Genomic DNA, 22255 nt, shown 5'->3' with positions numbered 1-22255 from the left:
TACTGCAGCTTGATATTGGACTTTGATACGATTTGTACAGGATAGGTGGGAGCCTAGGAATCCGGAGCGCCAGCTTCGGTGGAGGCGCCGTTGGGATACCACCCTGATCGTATTGGAGTTCTAACCTGGTACCGTGATCCGGTGCGGGGACAGTGTCAGGCGGGCAGTTTGACTGGGGCGGTCGCCTCCTAAAGAGTAACGGAGGCGCCCCAAGGTTCCCTCAGAATGGTTGGAAATCATTCGAAGAGTGCAAAGGCATAAGGGAGCTTGACTGCGAGACTGACAAGTCGAGCAGGGACGAAAGTCGGGCTTAGTGATCCGGTGGTACCGCATGGAAGGGCCATCGCTCAACGGATAAAAGCTACCCTGGGGATAACAGGCTTATCTCCCCCAAGAGTCCACATCGACGGGGAGGTTTGGCACCTCGATGTCGGCTCATCGCATCCTGGGGCTGAAGTAGGTCCCAAGGGTTGGGCTGTTCGCCCATTAAAGCGGTACGCGAGCTGGGTTCAGAACGTCGTGAGACAGTTCGGTCCCTATCTGTCGTGGGCGTAGGAAATTTGAGAGGAGCTGTCCTTAGTACGAGAGGACCGGGATGGACGCACCGCTGGTGTACCAGTTGTTCCGCCAGGAGCATAGCTGGGTAGCTAAGTGCGGCAGGGATAAGCGCTGAAAGCATCTAAGCGTGAAGCCCCCCTCAAGATGAGATTTCCCAATTAGTAAGACCCCTTGAAGACGACGAGGTTGATAGGCCTGAGGTGGAAGTGCAGCAATGTATGGAGCTGACAGGTACTAATCGGTCGAGGGCTTATCCAATATCTAATTCAGATTCCAGTTTCGTATCCAGTTTTCAAGGATTAAACCTTGAATTACGGCTTGGAGAGATACCCAAGTGGCTATAAGGGGACCCTCTGCTAAGGGGTTAGACTGCGTAAGCGGTGCGAGGGTTCGAATCCCTCTCTCTCCGCCATTTAAATAAATAATTAGTGTGGCGGCGTAGCTCAGCTGGCTAGAGCGTACGGTTCATACCCGTGAGGTCGGGGGTTCGATCCCCTCCGCCGCTACCATATTTCCCTGGAGGCTTAGCTCAGCTGGGAGAGCATCTGCCTTACAAGCAGAGGGTCGGGGGTTCGATCCCCTCAGCCTCCACCATTCGAATCTATATTTTGCACCGTGCCGTTGTAGCTCAATTGGTAGAGCAACTGACTTGTAATCAGTAGGTTGGGGGTTCAAGTCCTCTCGACGGCACCATCTTTACCTAATGCGGAGCCGTGGTGTAGAGGCCTAACATGCCTGCCTGTCACGCAGGAGACCGCGGGTTCGAATCCCGTCGGCTCCGCCATTACTTCTTGAATCAAGGGTGAGAACCCAAAAAGGGTTCGTCGAAGGATAAGCTTCGTTAGCGATACATCGCAGTCTCGGAGCGAAGCGTAGAGTATCCCGTCGGCTCCGCCACTTTTTCAAATGAATGGTTCCACAGCAAAGTGGGAAAGTTAACGACAACTTAACCGCTTTATTTTTTTGTCAATTACATATGGCTCGGTAGCTCAGTCGGTAGAGCAGAGGACTGAAAATCCTCGTGTCGGCGGTTCGATTCCGTCCCGAGCCACTTTTATATGGAGGCTTAGTGAAGTGGCTAAACACGGCAGACTGTAAATCTGCTCTCTACGAGTTCGGTGGTTCGAATCCATCAGCCTCCACCATTGTTTTGAGCCATTAGCTCAGTTGGTAGAGCACCTGACTTTTAATCAGGGTGTCGAAGGTTCGAGTCCTTCATGGCTCATCTCAAAAGTCGTCAACTTCGGTTGACGGCTTTTTGCTTGTTATGCTTATCCCTTTTATTAGAACTGATGTAGAATACATATTATGAAGCAGTGTAGTGAAAGGATTGCGCTTATAGAAGACTCTGATAGATTCATTGGGACAGGTCGAAGTCAAAAAGGGTACGAACCAAAGAAGATCGAATGCTCTGGTTTTAGGCGGCAGCGGTAAAGATTGGTTTGTTGAATTAAAAGCCTTGTTTGAAGAAAAGATGCAAAGCTCTTTATGGTTCTAAATTTAGGAGTGAGTCGGTAGCAACCGGCCCACTCTTTCTTTTATGGACATACCAGCTTACTAATTAGGAATAAAGCGTACAATGCACTCTGCCGCGGATTACGCTTTAACGATTGGATATGCTAAAATGCGTATAAGCAACAATAAATTATCTATATAAGTTGAACTATATAAACTACGTAGAAAGGGCATAAGAGTGAAGTGTGCTGAAGAAGCGAAAGCGTTCGCCTTTGTGAGAGGATGTCTACCTTACAATATCTTAGTTCAATCAGAGAAATCCGCGAACAACAGCGATCATAAGCACACTTCACACGTTGCCCTCAAAACGTAAAATTCAATAGTTCAACTTATCTAGAAGCAGAAAGGCACCCGGTATGGAAATTAATTTGCTAAAACAGCAGGTCGAAGCCGCCATCGGCGTCACCCTTAAAGAGTCTGAGATGGGGATGAAGGAATGGAATCTTCTTGTACGAGCCATCGATTCTGATCCCGCAGCACTCTTGAAAGTGAACGGCAAGTACGTGTGGCTTTATAAAAAAAATAACGCCTTATCTACTGTCCATTTTTTTGAGGTCGATCAGACTCTTCTGACAGATACCGAAGCGAAGTTAATCGGACTATTGCTTGTACGCGCAAGAGAGAGTGTCAAAGCGCATACCGCCAAAAAGGATGACGAATCCCGGAGTCTTCAGCTCGGTGAGTGGATTCAGGAGCGGATGGATCTTGGGGAGCCGCAAGGAACGGTTCCCGAGCACTTTGCGTTGAAGCCGAAGCTTCAGGGCTCTTTCTTGCCGTTTATGTTGTCCTGGGAAAACCGGGCTGGCCACGAGGTGGTCTATACCAAGCTATATAAGCTTTTAAAAAGCTATTTTGGCGGCGATCTACTGCTGATTCCTCTGAAGGACAGCTGGCTGATTCTTGTCAGTGAAGCATTACTGACGGAGCTCCGGGAAGAGAGCGAGGAAGGGACAGATGCGGAGCGTGACATGCTCCATGCGCTGTGCCAGGGCTTATATGAATTGATCGCTAATGAATGGATGGGCAGCGGTTGCCATCTGTCTGTTCATGAGCTGATTACGGGCGAATCGAGACTTTTGGAGACGGCCGTGACCTTGTATGAATCCTTACTGATTGGTCGATTGTTTCATGTCAGCGAGTATATTCACTTGCCTTGGGAGCTCCGGCTGGAGCGTTTTATTTACAGCATTCCGGAGCCCGAACGGGAAAGGTTTATTATGGAGACAGGCAGACAGTCGGGGATTTTTACAGACGAAGAAGTGTTGTTGACGCTGGAGACCTTCTTCGAAATGGACTGCAATATTAGCGAGACGGCCAAGCGACTCTATATCCATCGGAATACGCTGATGTACCGGATTGATAAGATTAAACAAGAGACGGGTTTGGATGTTAGAGCCTTTCAGGACGCGGTGCTCATGAACCTGCTGCTCCTATTGTACAAAGTGACAAAATGAGGACGGCAATTTTGTGCAGTTTGCGCATGGCTCATTTTTGCCCATAAAGGTATTATATAAATATGAATTGTATCCGATTTCATTTTTAAGTGACACTAAATTACTTTTTAGGAGGCCAAACAAATGGCAGGCGTACGCTTAGAACACATTTATAAGAAATATGCAGGTGCTGATAAGGCAACAGTTATGGACGTTAATCTTGATATCGCCGATAAAGAGTTCTTGGTATTGGTAGGTCCATCCGGTTGCGGTAAGTCTACTACACTGCGTATGATCGCAGGTCTTGAAGAAATCACTGAAGGTAAGCTGTACATCGGCGACCGCGTCGTGAACGATGTTGCTCCTAAGGATCGCGACATCGCGATGGTATTCCAATCCTACGCTTTGTATCCGCACATGAACGTATACCAAAACATGGCGTTCGGTCTGAAGCTTCGCAAAGTGAAAAAGGAAGAGATCGATCAACGCGTTCGCGAAGCAGCGAAGATTCTCGATATCGAGCATTTGCTTGACCGTAAACCAAAGGCTCTGTCCGGTGGTCAACGTCAACGGGTTGCCTTGGGCCGTGCGATTGTCCGCGATCCTCAAGTCTTCCTCATGGACGAACCTCTTTCCAACTTGGATGCTAAGCTGCGCGGTCAAATGCGTGCGGAAATCACAAAGCTGGTTAAGCGTCTTGAAACTACTTGCATCTACGTAACACATGACCAAATCGAAGCTATGACGATGGGTGACCGGATCGTAGTTATGCAAGATGGTATCATTCAACAAGCAGCTTCTCCTGAAGAGCTGTACAACCAACCACAAAACATCTTTGTAGCTGGATTTATCGGATCCCCTACAATGAACTTTGTACATGGTACACTTGCTGAAGAAGGCGGCGTAGTTCGCTTCAGAGCCAACAACATGGATGTAGAGGTTCCTCAAGGCAAAGCTTCGACTCTGAAGGAGAAGGGCTACATTGGCAAAGAAGTGATCATGGGCATTCGTCCGGAAGATATTCATGAAGAGCCTGTATTCCTGGAAGCATTCCCGCACACTTCGTTCACAGCTAACGTATACCTGACTGAAAACCTCGGTCATGAAATGCAGCTGTACTTGAAGGGCGCTGGTGCCGACACATTGATCGCTCGTGTTGACGGACGTTCGACAACTCGTGAAGGTGACAATGTGAAGCTTGCAATCGATATGAACAAAATTCATATCTTCGACAAGGAAACAGAGCTTAACGTATTCTTTTCCTAATCGGTAAAGGCAACTTTTTATAAAGAAAACCGCCCCTCGGGGCGGTTTTTTACTTGCCATTTAATGCTCGAAAGACTTAAAACATCTACTTTGGCTCATAGGTCTCCACTTGAATCACGGGCACGGTGATCCATTCCCCTTGAACAATAATATCCGTGTATTGAAGGAAGGTTCCGGTAATTACGGCATCCCCCTCCGAGAAGTCGAAATTCCCCTTCAACACGATATCCGTATCGTCCGCATAGGCAAGGGTCTCCAGAAAGCCCGGCTGCGTTACTGTACAGAGCAATCTAATGGTATCGTTCGGGTATTGCGCAACTTGGTCGGCAGTAACGTCTCGGATGAACTTTTTAACCCCTGTAAACTGATAGTAGGAGTCGATTCGTTCGTAGATCGAGACTTGCCCTTCGCCAGCGGAACCGTAAGGATTATCGACCAGCAGGCTGCCGTCAGAGTTCGTCTCCAGGCCATCCGCCTCTACCCACAGGATCAGCTCAATGGAGCTCTCAGAGACTTCGAACAGGGCATACAGCGCGTTTCGATTTAAGGACTCAGCCGTAACCTTAATGACCGGGTTCTGACGCGTGCTTAGGACCGGATCTATAGAGAGGGATTGAATCGAATTGCCTGATATCAGATCCGTATTCGTTAGCACCTGGATATTGCCTTGATCGTTCATTTTTCCAAAATAGACCCGGTTATCTCCATCAGCCGCAGCAACGTAGATTTGAGCGTTATAAGATTTCGTTCCGCCCGTTACGTGAGTATACTGTTTATCTCCCTCAAGCTGAGGAAGCAGCAGAACGGGCTCTGCAGCCATCCACGCCAATCGGACCTGGCTTACGGCCTCCGCCGTGTCCTGGTATGGATTCAGCGATGTATAGAGGTCAATGGCTTCCTGGTATGCCCCATCCCTTGATAAGCTCTTGGCTTGCTTCATAAGCTTCGCTATTTGCCCCTCTACATAAGTAACAAGCGAGGACTTTGGGTTGACTTTGGCTGCGAAAGCATTATATTGCTTGGCATGTCTTGCGAAACTGGAATAATTGTCAGCTTCCAGTTCTTGTCTCAGCAGAGCTTCCATAAGCTCCTCAACCTTGCTGGCAACCCAGGGGGCTTTTAGGTCATTTTTGGAATAAGCGCTTAAAATAGCCTCGGCATCAGTCAATAGCCGGTCATAGAGACCATTTGCCGCTAGAGCATCGAATTTCTTAAGGTCATAATCCTCATAGGCGGCCATCAATTCATTCATCTGTTTGTCCTGATCCCCGTAGAAGATTTCAGGGATTTCCAGGAGATTCCATTTGAAGGACTCGTCGTCATAGTTTTGATTCGTCAGGTTGCTGTTCATTTCTGCGTAGAACTGATTCTTAAACTGGGCAAAATAAGAGGCAAAATGCTCCGATACCCCGATAGCCTGGGAGATTTCTCTGTAATATTCACTGTACGGGCCGTCTCCCGTATAATAGGTGTTGCGGAATTGCGAGAGCTCTGCGTAGATTTCCAGCAGCCGATCGAATTGTCCTTCGGCCACAGCCTCGGCGCCTTCCGAATCATAGAAGTCCAGTTGCTGCTTCATCTTGGTAATTGGAGCAAGCTCCTCCAAGCGGGCAGCGATCTCATCTTCATGATAAAGAATCGAGCGATTGTCCCGAGTCTTCAAATACCAGGTTTCTGCACCTACCAGGTCCTTTTCCGCATAGAGACGCTCCGCTTCTTTAAAGGAAGAGATTTTAGCTGAAATTTCTATGCCCTTATAGCCGATCAGCACTAGCATAATTAAGCATAGCGCCAGAAGCAGGGACTGAAGGGAGAATAATCTTCGTGTCATCATAAGGAGTTGCTCCTAATAGCGGGCTGCTGAAAATCGGCGTCCCATTGATATTTTTCGGTAAAAATCCGGGCAACCTCTTCTCCCAGCGCCCCCCAGTCGTCCTGCGGACTTCCGTTGACTACGCGGTAAAGGCGCAAGAACCGCTCCTTGGGGAGGAGGCGAGCGTAACGGGCAATGAATTCCGCATAGGTCAGACAGTAACGTTTTTGTCTTACGGCTGCTGCGGCTACTCCTGACAGGATTTCGTCTCCGCGGCTCATGGAAGCGATATGCTGCTCATATTTCAAGATATACCGGAAGGTTTTATCCTTGATAAGCTCACGCTTAATTTTGCTTAATTCACCGATATATTCGACCAGATCCGGATCAAATCGCTTTTGCAGTAACGGTTCCAGCTCCAGGTCCATATCTTTGCGCAGCACAAAGGATTGAAGCAGCATAATTTGCAGCGAGCGTATGCTGTCATCGTGCACCAGCGTGGCAATCTCTCGCATCATCTCATAAGAAAGAGCTTTGTTCTCCTTCCCGATGGCTGCAGCCCAATCCAGATTTGCAATTAATCCGTTAATAATCTGCTGACGGTCGCGTATGAAGATCCGGTTCAGTTCCCTGGAGACCGCCTGGGGCTTTATCCGATGCTGAACATAGATCAACACGCCAGTCAACAGCAGACCCGCCACCAAGGCGAGAGCCATCTCCTGAAAGGTACGTCCGAAGAAAATGCTAACCAGCGTGATTAGCAGCGCAATCAGACGGTCATTTCGAATCGAGCGCTGTACTTGAGCGGCAGCCTTGCTGTGGAGCGAAATAAGCCCCCCTGATTTACCGCAGGTTGGACATTCCTCGTCATACAGGATGGTGTACCGCAGGCAATGCTTGCATATTCGTAATTTTTCATAGACATATTTAGTGTGGCGGGGAGGGCGAAGCTGTACAGGAATTTTATTGTTCATATTGGTCACTTTCCCGGTTTATTTGATAGATTAGGGCTTGGTCTAACTCCTGAGAGGGGACCAGATCCTTATTGCGCCGCCAAAAGAGGATGGATCTTACAGTAACAAACAGTAACAAAACAGCCAAGCAAACGTAAGTAATCATATAAAGTCGCCGCTCCTTCACAAAATGGGCCCTTTGCACCAAAAAAATTGAACTTTACAGGCGTTAATTATATCATAATGGCATAGCGGTGACAGATTCTAGGGGGGAATTTGTCATATGATGTATAATTACAATAATAGTACGAGTTACTACCTCTAATATAACGATTTAATCGAAAAGGAGTACTACACATGTCCAAGAGAAAGAAATCGACTTCCAGTGTGCTGCTCATCTTGCTTGCCATGCTGCTGATGTTGTCCAGCCTTCACGTGCAGGGCGCATATGCAGCAAATGGACAGGCCTCGCAGATTGACGCTGTGCTTGTCGTGGATGTCAGCAACTCCATGAATACGAGTGATACAAATAAGATCGGCAATGAAGCGATGAAGATGTTCATCGATATGCTGTCGGTAAGCGGAGACAGAGTAGGCATTGTCGCGTATACCGACAAGATCCAGCGGGAGAAGGCGCTGCTGGAGATCAATACCCAAAGTGACAAAGAAGACCTGAAGCAGTTTATCGACGGCCTGGACCGCGGACCTTATACCGATATTGCGGTAGGGGTAAAGGAAGCGATCAAGGTGCTTCAGAACGGCGCTGATCCGAATCATGATCCGATGATCGTATTGCTTGCTGACGGCAACAATGATTTTGATAAAGCATCCGGCCGGACAGCAGCACAATCCGACCAAGAGCTAGACGCCGCAGTAGAGGAAGCTAAGCAAGCGGGTATCCCGATCTATACGATTGGGCTGAATGCAGATGGCAAGCTGAATAAGGAGGCCTTGGCCGAGCTATCGGATAAGACCGGGGCAAAGTCATTCTCCACTAGTTCCGCCGAGGATTTGCCGCAAATTCTGAGCGAGATCTTCGCCAGCCATCTGAAGCTGAAAATTGTTCCGATTCAGAGTCTCACAGGAACCGGCAACTATCAAGAGGTTACAGTGAATGTTCCGAATGCGAATGTGCTAGAGGCGAACATCTCGATCATGTCCTCCCAGCCGGTAGAGACAGAGCTGATCGACCCTTCCGGTAATGCGGTGGCGATTCCGTCGAACGAGGTGCTTGTGACCAAGTCGAAGAGCTATTCCTTACTGAAGCTGCTCAATCCGAGTGAAGGAGATTGGACACTTAAGGTTAAGGGAGTATCGAAGGACAAAATTGATATTAACCTTGTCTTCAACTATGATCTGGAGCTGGCCATGGAGCCGCTGCCTTCGTCCTCCTACAAGCAAGGGGACGAGATTGCCGTATCCTCTTATCTTACAAGCAACGGACAGAAGCTTGCCGATGCAGAGATGTATAAGAATATGACCGCTGTCCTGAAGGTCAAGGATCTCGATGCCGGAACGACGGAAGAGATACCGTTGACCAATACCGGCGACAAATTTGAAGGAACGTACAAGATTCCCGAAGAGCATGAATATGAATTGGTGGTAAGGGCCGAGGAGAAGAGCTTTTACCGTGAGAGTCCGGCGGTGAATATCTCGGCCAAACCGGGCGGCGCTACTACGCCCCCTCCGGCAACGGCTCCGGAAGAGACGGGAACCGGGGAAGAGAAGCCTTTTCCGCTACTGCCGGTAATTTTGAGCGCTCTGGGAGTCCTTGTTCTGCTTGCCGTTGGCTACTTCCTGCTTCATAAGATGAAGCAGAGCAACCGCGGATTTGTCGGACAGATCGTTCTCGAGATCCGGGATGAGAATACCGGAGATAAGACGTACCCGCAGTATAAGAAGCTGACAGCCTTCCGGGGCAAGTTCACCCTTCACCAGCTTCTGCAGCTCGCACCGGAGCTGAAAGAGACCGAAGACATGATATTTACTCCGGGAAGCAATGACAGAATTATTCTGACAAGCAAGAGCGGCGGTACGGTGGAGAGGTCCGGTCGCGCCGTGGATACCAGCAAGGGTCTTGAGCTCAAGAGTGGAGACCGGATCACCTTGCCGCTAAGCAGTGTAGATAAGACAATCTTTATCGAATACCTCGTGTAGAGGTATTCAAAAAGTAGGCTTTTGATCACGAAGAGCTTCAAGAGGTTGATTCGACATCGAATCTTGCGTTCACCCTCGAAGTCCGGTACTCATGTAGGTTTTGCCTACACTCCGTTCCTCCTTCTTCGGGTTCTCGCAACCTTCTCGGTGCTGAAAAGCCGACTTTTTGAACTGATTTTAATTTCAACTGACTTTGAGAGGTTACCGTATTGCATATTGAATTCAGGGGGAAACAAAATGAAGCCCGTAGTAAGAGAGCATATTCAACAATTGGACGTATCCTTAGGCGGCGGTATTGTCAGCGACAAGATCCGGGTCGACACGATTGACAACCCGATTCTGATTATCGGACTCGGCGGGACGGGGATCGATGCCTTGCTTCGTTTGAAATATCAGATTAACCGCAGATTCCGTCTGCCGGAGGATCCGCTGTCCAAGAAGAAGCGCGAGAAGCCGGATAATGTAGAGTTTCTTGCCTTTGAGACGAATGAACAAGACCGCACGAAGAAGTACAAAGGAATCGGGCTGGACCCGATCAATGAATTTGTTCTGCTGTCCAACGCTGAGATCGGCGGGTTGCTGCAAAACCGCAGCATTCTGGAGCCTTACATTACGGAGTGGCTGTCGCCCGAACTGAGCATCACGGACGGCATGAACGGCGCAGCCGGCGTCCGCCAGGCGGGCAGACTGCTCTTGTTCACGAAGATTACACAAGTGGTCCAAGCGATCGATAAGAAGATCAAGACCTTGTCTGTCGGCACGAATAAAAAGCTGATGGTCTTCCTGCTCACCGGCTTGTCGGGCGGAACCGGCAGCGGCTGCTTCCTGGACATCGCCTATATTGTGCGGGGGATTATTGAACGCGACCACGGCTCGGCCGGGATTGACCGGGTGAACACACTTGGTTACTTGTTCACGCCGGATATCAATCTCTCGAACAAGAGCTTGAGCGAGCATACCCGGGAGTACATCAAGAAGAACGGTTATGCTGCGCTCAAGGAGCTCGACTACTGGATGAATGTCGATAGCCGCGGCGAACGGTTCAAGCAGCAATATGGCAATATTTTGACGGTGAACTCTCCATTGCCTCCGTTTAATCTGTGCCATTTGATCTCTGCGACGAATACAGAGGGCAAGCTGCTGGAGAATGCTTACGACTACTGTATGAACGTCACCGCCGAGAACATTACAAACTTCATGGCCAGCGAGGAGAAGCAGTCTGGCGAAGAGTTTGCTATTCACGACTATATCAGCAACATTCGCACGAATATTGCGCAGATGAATAAGCAGTATCCGGCCAACTATGAATACAACATTATCGGGGCCTCTTCCGCGGTGCTGCCGATTGAAGAGATGACGACGTATCTCGCCTACCGCTTGTTTGACAAGATGGAGGGCATGTTCCATAAGGCTCCGAGCCAGGAGGATGTGGAGAAGTTTGCACGCAAGCTAGGGCTTGATCTGGACAGTATGGCCAAGACCTTTGAATCCCGCGTACCGGAGCCGCTGCCCGGCTTTGAGAACAGCGAACGGCTGAGCCATGCCAACGTGGTGAAATCACAGGTCGTTAACATCGATACTGAGCTGGAGCAGAACTTCCTGGCCCGGGCACGCGAGGAGTACATCAAGGCGAAGAAGCAGCTCCCGGGTGAAATCATGGAGCAGTTCCGTGACCAGGTGCGCCGTCTGTTCCTGCATCCGGAGCAGGGGCCATTCTATGTATCCCGGCTTGTCTACACCGAGAAGGGCTTCTGCCTATTGAAAATGATCCTGTCCTACATTGAGGCCTTGCGGGAGAATCTGCTTCGCATTCCACGCGATATTGAGGCTGCGCAGGAGCAAGCCAATGATAAGCTGGGCGATGCGAAGAGCGCCTTCGTCTCCAAGGAAAAGAAGAAAAATTTCTATATTGAAGCAAAGATCAACGAATATTGGCTTCATGCCGATGTGGAGCGGACCGAGCAATTAATCGAGTTCTATGAAGACCTGTATGAATTGCTTAACTCGGAGAACAATCGGATCTATAACGTGTTTACTGAGGTGCTGAATGCGCTTAGCTCGATTTTTGCCAAGAACGGGGATATTCTCATCAATGGCGAGGAGCAAACCGACCATAAGGGAAACAAAACCTATTACTGGAACCTGGTGAGCGTTCCTGACATCTCCAAGCTGGTCAACCAGCTGATGGATCAAAAGGATGTCGACGATCTGATTCGCGATTTCTCTTCAGAGCTGCTGAATCATTCCAGCCAATGGATCAAGGAGCAGGAAATCGATATCGTCAACTCGATCTCTTCCTTCCTCAGCGACAAGTTCGGAGATCTGATTACAAAGTCGATGGAGGAATTCCTGATTATCAAATACGGACAGGATGAGTCCATTGAGAAGTTTGTGGAGCGCCAGATTGCCAGCAAGCTGGACGAAGAGGCCGTGCCGGTCTTCCATCTATCAAACAGCACAGGCAATCTGAATTTCCCGGCCTGGGGCTTTGTATCGGTGCCGGTGCAGGCGCCAAGCATCCTGAAGGGAATTCGGAATTATCAGAATAACGCGGTAGGCAAATCGCATTTCACCGTGAAGGAAAGTGAAGTCAAGAACCGGATCTTCTGGCTGAACACCCGGAACGGAGTTCCGCTCTTTGTCTACACCCCGCTGAAGGTGTACGAGGAGAGCTACGAGCGCACGATTCTGGAGAAGGAAGGCATCGGACGCCATCTGGTTCAGACCGAGAAGAACAACTGGACGTATTTGCCTTCCCCGATCCCGGAAAGATCCTGGGGCGATGTCTATATGAATCCGCGGGTGAAGAGCTACAACTCCCGGGTACGCGGGGAATTTGCCAGCGCCCGAGAGTTCAAGGTGATTGTCGAGAAGGGCATGGATCAGAATACAAGCAGCCGTTATGCCGTGGTGCAGACCGTGCCGTTCGATCTGAACAAGCTGCTGCAAAAATATGATATGAAATTGGATGCGCCGAAGCCGAACCTGGGTGAGGTCAAAGCGGCCTATACCGAGTTGAAGCGTCTCTTGTCCGATGGACTGGAGCTCGTAGCTTCGAAGGATATTTTCGGCAGCATTAACGAGGAGATGGCGCAGGAGAATCTGATCCGTTCGCCGGAGCTGATTCAAGCCGTGCGCGTAGAACTGGCGAAATATACGGCCATTCAGGAGATGGCTGCGAAGCTGGAGAGCCTGCTCGGACAATTCCGGGATGAAGAGAAGCTGCTGGAGCAATTCCTTGAAGCGATGTACACCAGTACAATCGTGAAGAAGGGCGCCCTGTATGTCTATGACCGCGATGCCGAGGAAGAGGCCTGGGAGCCGTTTGCGAATCTGATGAAGACGCGCAATTATGCCGAGTATGAGGTGTTTGTTCACTTCCGGGGACTGGATGATAAGAGCCGGAGCGCACTCTTGCGGAAATCCTCGCGCCGTGCGAATGAAATGACTTCCTCCGAGGACATCACACCGCTGCTGTCCAAGCTGGATGAGTTGACCGTGAACTTCCTTGAAGCGCGGGATGCGCTGGAATATGAGAAGGTCGAGCTGGCCAATGGTCAGGATATGTACCAATTCTACAAAGAGATCGCATCTCAACTGAATGATATCCGGAAAAGGTTGAAATAAGACATGAAGCAGCAGTTAGAGCGATTTGCACTTGATTATGACCGCGCCGAGGAGCGGCTGGCCGGACAGGGCGATGACCAGAGCAGTATCCATTATCCTGCCCTGTACTTGTTTATTGGAGACAAGGCAGGCGAGGCCATCGGGGCGATGAAAGAAATTCATGACCGCAAGTGGGATAACAGCCGCGGTGTCATGTATTTGTGGGTGACGACCGCAGGAGGAGCCTCTGTGCAAGCAGAGGAGTCCCCTGCGGTTAAGCGCCATGTTCTTGCAGGAACCGAGGGAGGCGGCGACCCCAAGAAGGCTCGCGCCGAGCTGTACCGGAAGCTGTATGACAGCGGGCAAGGCTGGTTCGAGCTGAACCGGACGCTCCGTCAGGTCAGCAGCCATATTGCGGAGTACGGACGGTTATATGCTTCGTTCGACCGGATTCATCTCTCTGTCATTACGCGGGTCGATGACCCGCTTAATGTGTTTGTACAGGAGCTTTCCCTGTTGGCGAAGTCGATCCTGGGCCAGTCCTTCAAGTCTGTCCAGATGGACCTGTATGCACTGATTAGCGAACGGGAGCAGGTGGAGGCTTTCGGTTATGGCAGCTCGGCGGGCGTAGCCTTTTTGCGAGAGCTTGATTATATGCAGCAGCCTGACTACAGCTTCTCGGCTCCTCTGCACGTCACAGAGGACGGGATCTCTATCCCGGTGACGCATCAGGCCTCGCCGCTTTTTGATCTGGTCTATGTGTTATCCGATCGCAATGAGCGGGGCTTGCTGGCCGCAGACGAGCTGCAAGGCTGCTATGAGATGATTAGCCATATCAGTCTGCTGAAGAACAGAAAATACAAAGAGCAAGTCTTTGGCCCTGGCAGTGGCAGCTACAATAATACTTCGTTCAAAAATAATGTAATGACGGAATCAGGACGCCAAGGATATGTCTCTGCGGGAATGGCCAAGGTGAAGCGGCCGAACCAATCGATTGCGCTGGTGGTGCTGTATCACTTCCTGCGTCAGCTCAAGGCAGATATGGCGGAGGAACCGGAGATCGGCGAGCAGGAGAAGCTGAGTATGTTCGGCGTCCACCCGGCAGCCTTTGAGGAGCAGGCTGCCCGGCTCGTACCCGATATCGAGGCGATTTCCGAGATGCACGCCCTCATGACGAATGAGGTCAGCTATGCCTCCCTTCGCCAAATGTCGATTCGCGAAGCCGAGCAGGCTTTGTATGGCGAGGGCTGCCGAGCCTTCTTCCGGAGTAATTATGAGGACCCTGCCCGGCACGGACTGGAGCAGCTGGATGTAGCGGCCAAGCTGGAGAACGAGCTGCGGAGCCGCACGTCGGCAACGCCGATGATTGGTTTATTTCAGCTCTATCATTGGAGCGGAGAACGCAAGGAGGCGGGCGGACTTCTTCCTTACGTGCAGAATCTGTACCGGGAGACCCAGCGTGAGCTGGAGCTGGCGCGCTTCGAGTTAGAGCAGGCCTATGAGGGAAGAGTCGAGCAGCTTCCTTTCAAAAAGGTGCCGTTCATGGATAAGCGTAATGTGCGAAGCTTCATTTCCGAGCTGTTCCGGAGTGTTTATTATCGAAAGCGCGATCTATTAATGCTGGAAATCAAGCTGAAGCTGATCTCCAGATACGAGGCGGAGATTGAAGCATTCCATAAACGCTGCGAGGTGAAAATACATCAGTTCGAGAGCCTGGAGCAACTGCTGAGAGCATCCGCCCAGGAAAGCGTAACTTGGGCTGATGATTATATCGGCCAGAACATTATGGAGTATTATGAGCTCGTGACCAAGCGTGTTACAGATGAGCTGAAGGCCAAACGGGGAGCGGGAGCCTTTTTCGAGGATCGGCTGCTAGGGAACCAACGGGAGCTGCTGGAGCAAGGCATCGAAGGCTTTTTAACGAAGCTGATAAAGGCATGCCGGGAGCATATCCTGACCTCCCCGTATTTCAAGCTCTCCTTCGAGGAGGAGCTGCTGCAACGCTCGAATGTCACGATCGAATACAACAACAAGGAAGTTCTGTCGAAGGATGACCTGTTTAAGAAATTGTATCGAACCTTGGAGGACAGGGCGGCTATTCAATTGCGCCTGTATGATTATACACAGGAGCATCGTTACGAGGAGAAGTACGTCTTTGGCGATGTGGAGAGCGAATTTGTCCGCTATGTATTCAGCGTGGATGAGTCTTCAAGGATTTACAAGCTGGGCGGGGTGCACGAGAAGCGGAGCAGCGGAATTGTGAAGCTGAATCTGATGGGCGGATTCCATTTGGAGGATCTGATGTACTACCGGAACGGCAAGGTGTATTACGAGAGCTACGTTGCGAATGGTTATGAGCTCCATGGGTTGGATCCGGCCAGACTGCCTGAGCTTCGTTAACAGCTCCTTATTTCATTTGGAAAGGAAGCAAACAAGATGACGAGAAAAATCAATTTGCTCCTGCTGCTGTTCAGTCTGATCGGAGGGGCCATCGGCTTTGGGATCGGCGAAGTGCTGCTGCATCAGCTATCCGGAGAGGTGCCGAGCATCGTCCTGATCGGGCTGTACTTCGGCATTCTTGCACTATGTGTCGGATTGTCCTGCCTGATCGCAGAGATGATCAAGCCCCGCCTGAACGGCTCGTCCTGGCGCCAGAGATATGTCGGCGCTTCATGGAAGCTGCTGGTGCCTGCGACGCTGGTGCTGCTCTTTGCGCTGGGGACGCTCCTGGAGTTTGTCTATGAATTGAACTTGAACGGAGCGAAGCAGGTAAAGAACATTGTGTTCGTGATTGACGATTCAGGCAGTATGGATGTTAATGATCCGAATGGCGACCGATATGAAGCGACTAAGATGCTGATCGGCAAAATGGATCAGGACAAGGAAGCAGCCATTGTCGTCTTCGATGACAGAGTACAGCTCTTGCAGCCTTTTGTGAGACTGAAGAATCAGGAAGTTAAAAATGAGGTGTACTCCAGACTGGATGAAATGGAGCCGATGCAGGGCGGGACGAACTTCAATCTTGCTCTCAATGAGGCGATGGAGCAGATTCAGGGACGAAGCACCTCCCGGCGCGGAACGCTTGTCATTCTGCTGTCCGACGGATTCAGCGAGGTAGATCCTTCCGGTGTGCTTAGTGAATATCAGAGCAGCGGAGTGGCGGTCAACACGATCGGACTCGGCCTGGATAATCCGGAGGGCTCCGAACTCTTGAAGGAGATTGCAGCCGTTACAGGCGGACAATATCAGGATGTGAGCGAGGCGGATCAGTTGTCCTTTGCCTTCCAGAAAATCTATGACAATATCGGAGAGCGGACATTGGTTACCGAGCGAACCGGAGTTACACAGAACAGCAGCTATTATATGATTCTTCGCATTGTGTTCGTGATCCTGCTCGGCGCTGCGCTTGGACTGGGCTTAGGAGTTCTGTTTGATAACCGCCATCTTGCCAAGAGCTTCAGTATCGGCGGGGCCACAGGCGGCGTGCTGGCCGGACTGCTTCTGGAGTTCGGACTATCCGGAGCTGACTTCCCGGATGGGATCATTCGCCTGTTGGCTTGCCTGATCCTGGCCGCCGTCATTGCCCTGTTCACGCTCGTGGTGCCAGTCAAGGATAACCAGCCTCGAATATCGGAACGTCGCAGCAGATTCGGCGGTGCCAGATCGGCCGGAAGCGCGGTCGGCAGACGTCAGGGCGAGAACCAGAACCGGGGATTCTAGAACCCAAGGAGGAGAGAGGAATATGCGGGTTATTGACGCTACATCATCCACCCCGGCCATCCGGGATATGACCCACAGCCTGGATGAGGACCGGGTATGCCTGCGCTGGCGCTGGCCCGAAGGGGTTCAGGCTGTATACATTCACAAGGGTCCGGTCTCTGATAGCACCGCCGACAGGATGCCTGACGAAGCAGACCTGAAGCTGTACACACGCGAGGAATACAAGGCCTCCGGCGGCTATCGGGATCGTCTCGAAGAGATCGGGCAGGTGCAGTACACCGTCTATGCCGGTCTGATGGAGGATGATGAACTGGAGCTTGTCCTTCAGCAGGATGGAAGGAACCGGCTGACTGTAAATGCCGGCCGGGCCCGCATTTTCTATATGATCTCCCAGAAGAACAACTTGTTCCGCAAGTACAAGAGTATCCAGATTCAAGTGATGGCCGAGGCGGCGGTTGCAAAGGATGTGCTCTGCTATGTGAAGAAGCAGGGCGGCTATCCGGCGAACAAGGAGGATGGTACCGTGTACCACTTCCTGCACGACTTTGCCCCGGGAAAAAACACCCTGCCTGTCATTGAGGTAGGCAAGAACGATTATGTCCGGCTGTTCTTTACGGATGGCCGCAAATACGGGCAATTCTATGAGCTTATTGCACAGTAGTTGCAAGCCTGAAGGAGGAATGGACCATGGGCCTTTTCGAGCTTTTCAAGAAAAAAACGCAGGACGCGCCGCGTCCGTTATTTTACGATATTGTCTGTCCTTTTTGCTTCAGCAAATTTTCACCGGAGGCCGTTGTCTTTCGTGCCGCCCATCACCGGGAGGACGATGAGGATTACGCGCTGGGCGAGGATGAGCAGCTGAATAAATACCGGGAGCGCTTCGGATTGGATACGGTCTATGATCTGGAGGCGATTATCCACCCCAGACAGGTGCCGGAGGAGCATCATATTTACTCGGATCATGTTCTGATCGGACTGAACGACCGTTATGGCATTGTGACCCGGCGCAGACTGTGCCCGCATTGCCACAACGAGCTGCCGGTCACGGCAGGCAAAGTGCCGAGCAATATCATTTCCATTATTGGAGCTTCCCAGGTGGGGAAATCGGTCTATATGACCTCGTTGATCCATACGCTGCAAAATACGACCGCAGATCATTTCGATGCGGCCTGTATGCCGCTGAATGCGGAGATTAGCCGTAAGTTCCGGAGTATGTATGAGGAGCCTTTATTTGAACGGGGCGATCTGCTTGCCTCCACCCAGAAGGAGAGGATGCAAGAGCCGTTTATTTTCCAATTCGTCTTCAAGGACGAGAGTAAGCCGCCGCTGACGCTGGTGTTCTTCGATGTAGCCGGTGAGGGCATGGTGGATCAGGACTATCTTGGACTGCAGGGGCAGCATATTAAGAACTCCTCCGGTATTTTATTCATGGTCGACCCGCTGCAGATCCGTTCCATTCGGGAACGAATCCGGATCAATCTTGGCACCGAGCCGGGAGAATGGGTATCCCAGTATGATGAGCCGCGCGATGTCGTTCTGACCATGTTCGGGGATTTCATCGCTTATGAGGATAAGGGGAAGACCGATATTCCTACAGCCGTCGTCTTGACGAAGAGCGACATGCTTCGTGCGCTCAGTGACGAGGACGGAGAGTATATCAAGTCGAATAGTAACGTCTTCAACAATGTGGTGCACCGGAAGACATTCAATATTACCGAATTCGAGAATATCGACGGCGAAATCCGGCGCTTTATTGAAAAGGTGGATCGGCCCTTCAAGGGAACGATGGACGTTTACTTCAAGAACACCGCGTATTTTGCCGTCTCCGCGCTTGGCAGCAACCCTATCGACCAGAAGCTCCAGGGCGTGGTCAGCCCGATCCGGGTGGATGAGCCCTTTATCTGGCTCTTGTATCAACTGAAATACATTGAGGGGAGAGAAGCGAATTGAAGCCGAACTCTCCAGGAAGCATCCAGCAGCAGATGTATACCCGGGAGCGGAAGGGTGTCTTTCGTTCCACGGAAGGCTTTGATACGGTAGCCAAATCGTCCGGGCTGGATGTCGCATTTATTAAAAAGGTGCTCCACCCTTTTTGTATGTATGATGCGCCGGCGGAGCTTGTATCCCGCAGCGAGAAGGATGGAGCGCTGTATCCGGAGGCCGTTCACTTGTTTCATGCAGAGAACGGAGAGACGGTACTGGGACGGAGCATCTATCAGCCGGTGGATTTCACTGGGCTGAGAAGCGCCTTTTTAACGCATAACTACATTATTCCTTCGGGCCGTTCCGGGGAAGTAACTGAGAGCTTTAGTGCCTGGCTCGACGCGTCATTTGCGGATAGCTATGATCCGGAGATCGGCACAGAGCTGGCTGAGCTGGACGAAGTCCCGACAAGAGCGGCTGCGGATGCTGTGCTTGGACATGCTGCCGCCAAGGAAACTTTGGAGCGCCTGGGGTTTGACGAACAGCTATTCAAGCAATTGCTGTTTGCGGTCATGACCGCTTCCGGCGAAGGACGGAAGAAGGTTTATATCTCGCTGGATGTCCCCGTTGAAGATATCTCGAGAGAGGCCCTCTCGTTAATGCAAATTGTATATTCCTGTCTACCCTATGAACATCGCAGACGGCTTGGATTTCTATCCTATGTGAAGGAGCCGCAGAGCCGGAAGTTTATTCATGTGCAATTTGTGGAGAAGGGCAGCCTGCGCCCGCATGACCGGAGCATCGAGAAAGACTATATTTTTGATCTGGCAGCCGGGCGAATTGGACAGATCGATGCGGATTGGGCCCGTCAGCCTTATCTGGACCTGGCATGGAGTCATTTGGGGCAGAAGGAGCAGCTTCAAGGATTTTTTGAGTTTGCGGATGAAATGCTATCCGGCATGGAGGGCGAACGGAAGTCGGCCTTATCCAGCTATCATGAGTTGGCAGTATATTACCGGATCGAGCACGGTGAAGAGTCTCTATACGAAGAGAACAAGGTTACGGTTCTTCGGGGCTTATTGGAATATTTGAAGCCGCCTGGCGGGTTGGATGCCCGGATGAGGCTGAATGATCTCTTCCTTTCCCGCTTTGACCGGGAATTTGATCTTAACAGGCTGGGACATATCCCGTCTGCTGCTGTGGCAGAGTGCTTTCGCGATTATTTCGGCTTGCCTGGTGCGGGACAGGAGGACAAGATTGTCTCCTATTATATTCTTGCGCTGCATAACGCTATGACACAAGAGCGGCAGGAGGAGGCGGATGCCTTCTATACACTTATTGAAGGACATACCGGGCTGGAGGCCGCCTTCTTCAAGAATGTGTTGAATAGTGAGCGGCTGATGACGGTCTTGTTCGATCCGTATATTCGGGCTAAGTTTCAGCGGGCAACCGATCTGAAAGCACTCTTGAGTCTGATTCGAGCCTGGGGAAAGAAGTTCCCGTTCGTGCTGCAAAATCATTCCTTTCAGGAGCTGAGCCGAACCCGGCTGATGGACAAGCTTCGAAGTGCGAACCAGCTTCTGCGGGCTACAGATATTGTGATGAAGGAGATAGGCAAGTGGGATGCCGGAGTCCCGGAGAGGGAGCGGGTCTTCCAAAATTCCGGCATGACCGAGCTGCTAACCTCGTCGGCTCTTCGTTTGCTGCTTAGCGAATTGGATCTGGACAGGCTGACGAAAGAACAGGTGGTAGGGGCCGAATTTCTGAGACAGCATGATTTAAGCCGCCCGGCCAAAGAACTGCGGGATTCCAGACTGAGCAGTCATGCCGTCATGCTTCATGCGCTGTACCGGTTGTTCACCGAACCGAAGCCGGAGGCCGAGATCTTCGCCGGACTTGGACCGATGGAGACAGACCGGGTCCAGCAAACGGCCCGGAAGTGGCTGCAGGGCGAGATCGAAACGGCTGAATTTCCGCGAATCGCGCTTGCTTTCTTCCGGGAGTCGGATGCCGGATTTGTAGAGTATGGGGCGTTGCTGGATTACTTGCGCAGAAATGCTGCGGATAAGAATATAATTTACAAGTTCTTGCTGTGGTCGCAGAGCGATTCGAGCTTTACCCGCCCGCGCGGCCTGGTGCCTGCTTATGCTGCGGCAATTCTGGCTTATTTCAAACGGCATGATAAAAATGCATTCAAAAGCCGGGAAAACCGCCGTGAATATTTCGCCAAGGCTGGCCCGGCATTAAGCACGGTGCTCAACAAGGCAAAGCTGGAGCTGTCGTCGCCGGTGAGCCGATTTTTTTCCGGGAATCGGAAGACGGTCATGATGGGTTCTACGATGATGGTGCTGCTGATTTTGATTGTGGCGGCGAGCTGGCTGGTTCTGAAACAGACCGGCATCATCGGAAAGGCAGATCCGTTGCCTGAGACTCCTCCGGTAGTGGCGGACGAAGGGAATACTGCCGAAGAACAGATTGTCTTTGCCGAGAAGCTGATCGTGGCTGACGGTGAAAAAGAGCAGACACGCTTGATTTTCCCGTTTGATGATCTGGCTCAGTGCACGGTGTTCACACCGACCGAGCTGACGCTTACAGCGCCGGGCCTGGATCCGCAAGTGGTGCCGATACAGAACTATGAGAGCGGATGTGCGCTTCCGAAGCAGGAAGATTCAGACGCTGCGGACACACCGGATACTTCAGGTGACTCAGGTAACTCAGGTACCTCGGATAACTCGGATAACTCGGATAACTCGGGTACCTCAGGAGCCCCGACAACTGAAAATGGAACTACGGATCAGGTTGAGAATGGGGATGAAGCCGGTGATACGGCAGGAAATCAAAACAACATAGATGCGGCGGACGAAACTGGTGGCGAAGCTGCAGATCAAGACAAAGCAGATGCTGCCGGAGAGAGTACCGACGAACCGGATCAGACTGGGAAATCCGAGTCTGGAACAGCTGCAGGGATCGCGGTTTCCGATGGAGAGGACAACAATGCAGGTCTGCCGAAGGAGAGCAAGACAAGCCCGGATCAGTATGCAGGGCGGGTTACCGTGGTGCTGGATCAAGCAGTGCCTGAGGGCAGTGTAATTCAAGTGAACGGAGTAAATTACAAGGTAAAGGCGTGGACATCCCCGGAGATAGATTCACCGGATTCTACCCGTACAGATGGAGCGGGAAATGCAGAGTCTTCCGGCAACACCGAACGGCCTACGGATTCCGGTAATGATTGATTTACAGTGAAAATTCCGATACGATGAGTACATTAATGGTATTGAATTTGAGCAGGAATGCCTCGGAAAGGAAGAACA

At 51.1% G+C, this 22255-nt stretch carries 12 protein-coding genes, 8 tRNA genes and 1 rRNA gene; 19 read left to right on the top strand and 2 right to left on the bottom strand.

Features of this window, described 5'->3' with window-relative positions; translation table 11 throughout:
* The 12 genes from KI362_RS06610 to KI362_RS06555 form a co-directional block, all read left to right on the top strand.
* Positions 1-816: ribosomal RNA gene (locus KI362_RS06610) — 23S ribosomal RNA — on the top strand; the annotation flags it as partial.
* A gap of 62 nt (positions 817-878) precedes the next feature.
* A tRNA-Ser gene (locus tag KI362_RS06605) sits at positions 879-970 on the top strand.
* A gap of 20 nt (positions 971-990) precedes the next feature.
* Positions 991-1067 (top strand) — tRNA-Met (locus KI362_RS06600).
* A gap of 9 nt (positions 1068-1076) precedes the next feature.
* Positions 1077-1152: transfer RNA gene (locus KI362_RS06595), tRNA-Val, on the top strand.
* Positions 1153-1175: 23 nt separating this feature from the next.
* Positions 1176-1251: transfer RNA gene (locus tag KI362_RS06590), tRNA-Thr, on the top strand.
* Positions 1252-1265: 14 nt separating this feature from the next.
* A tRNA-Asp gene (locus tag KI362_RS06585) sits at positions 1266-1342 on the top strand.
* A gap of 194 nt (positions 1343-1536) precedes the next feature.
* Positions 1537-1609, top strand: a tRNA-Phe gene (locus KI362_RS06580).
* Between the two features lie 9 nt (positions 1610-1618).
* Positions 1619-1703, top strand: a tRNA-Tyr gene (locus KI362_RS06575).
* Between the two features lie 7 nt (positions 1704-1710).
* Positions 1711-1783, top strand: a tRNA-Lys gene (locus KI362_RS06570).
* Between the two features lie 135 nt (positions 1784-1918).
* Positions 1919-2056 (top strand): hypothetical protein, encoded by a 138-nt coding sequence (locus KI362_RS06565; RefSeq protein WP_301625776.1) that lies wholly within the window; start codon positions 1919-1921, stop codon positions 2054-2056.
* 373 nt (positions 2057-2429) lie between these two features.
* On the top strand, positions 2430-3527 hold the full coding sequence (locus KI362_RS06560) for a PucR family transcriptional regulator (RefSeq protein ID WP_301625775.1): 1098 nt from the start codon (positions 2430-2432) through the stop codon (positions 3525-3527).
* 123 nt (positions 3528-3650) lie between these two features.
* Positions 3651-4772, top strand: coding sequence for an ABC transporter ATP-binding protein (locus KI362_RS06555; protein WP_044480784.1), 1122 nt, complete (start codon positions 3651-3653; stop codon positions 4770-4772).
* Between the two features lie 85 nt (positions 4773-4857).
* Here the strand turns inward: KI362_RS06555 and KI362_RS06550 are convergent, their stop codons facing one another.
* Positions 4858-6603, bottom strand: a complete 1746-nt coding sequence (locus KI362_RS06550) for a hypothetical protein (RefSeq protein ID WP_301625772.1) — start codon at positions 6601-6603, stop codon at positions 4858-4860.
* The gene (locus KI362_RS06545; RefSeq protein WP_301625771.1) at positions 6603-7559 is read right to left on the bottom strand and encodes a hypothetical protein; all 957 of its coding nucleotides are present in this window, start codon (positions 7557-7559) and stop codon (positions 6603-6605) included. The genes KI362_RS06550 and KI362_RS06545 overlap by 1 nt, the downstream gene beginning before the upstream one ends.
* 336 nt (positions 7560-7895) lie before the next feature.
* Here KI362_RS06545 and KI362_RS06540 point away from each other — a divergent pair, with 336 nt between their 5' ends.
* The 7 genes from KI362_RS06540 (at position 7896) to KI362_RS06510 (ending at position 22177) form a co-directional block, all read left to right on the top strand.
* Positions 7896-9695 carry a vWA domain-containing protein gene (locus KI362_RS06540; protein WP_301625769.1) on the top strand — a complete coding sequence of 600 codons (1800 nt, stop codon included), beginning with the start codon at positions 7896-7898 and terminating at the stop codon, positions 9693-9695.
* Between the two features lie 237 nt (positions 9696-9932).
* Positions 9933-13322: a tubulin-like doman-containing protein gene (locus tag KI362_RS06535; RefSeq protein ID WP_301625767.1), complete on the top strand. Its 3390-nt coding sequence runs from the start codon at positions 9933-9935 to the stop codon at positions 13320-13322.
* Between the two features lie 3 nt (positions 13323-13325).
* The gene (locus tag KI362_RS06530; RefSeq protein WP_301625765.1) at positions 13326-15701 is read left to right on the top strand and encodes a transcription initiation factor TFIID; all 2376 of its coding nucleotides are present in this window, start codon (positions 13326-13328) and stop codon (positions 15699-15701) included.
* 36 nt (positions 15702-15737) lie between these two features.
* A complete protein-coding gene (locus KI362_RS06525) occupies positions 15738-17021 on the top strand; it encodes a vWA domain-containing protein (RefSeq protein ID WP_301625764.1) in 1284 nt (427 codons plus the stop codon).
* Positions 17022-17043: 22 nt separating this feature from the next.
* The gene (locus KI362_RS06520; protein ID WP_301625763.1) at positions 17044-17682 is read left to right on the top strand and encodes a beta-mannanase; all 639 of its coding nucleotides are present in this window, start codon (positions 17044-17046) and stop codon (positions 17680-17682) included.
* A gap of 26 nt (positions 17683-17708) precedes the next feature.
* Complete coding sequence (locus tag KI362_RS06515) at positions 17709-18971, top strand: TRAFAC clade GTPase domain-containing protein (protein WP_044480775.1); 1263 nt, start codon at positions 17709-17711, stop codon at positions 18969-18971.
* Positions 18968-22177, top strand: a complete 3210-nt coding sequence (locus tag KI362_RS06510; RefSeq protein ID WP_301625760.1) for a GAP1-N2 domain-containing protein — start codon at positions 18968-18970, stop codon at positions 22175-22177. Before KI362_RS06515 ends, KI362_RS06510 begins: the two co-directional genes overlap by 4 nt.
* Positions 22178-22255 lie beyond the last annotated feature (78 nt).

Origin of the sequence: Paenibacillus apis, assembly GCF_018333295.1 — a bacterium.
Taxonomy (GTDB): Bacteria; Bacillota; Bacilli; order Paenibacillales; family Paenibacillaceae; genus Fontibacillus; species Fontibacillus antibioticophila.
The sequence above is the reverse complement of the archived record's forward strand: the minus strand, read 5'-3'. Positions and strand labels throughout refer to the sequence as shown.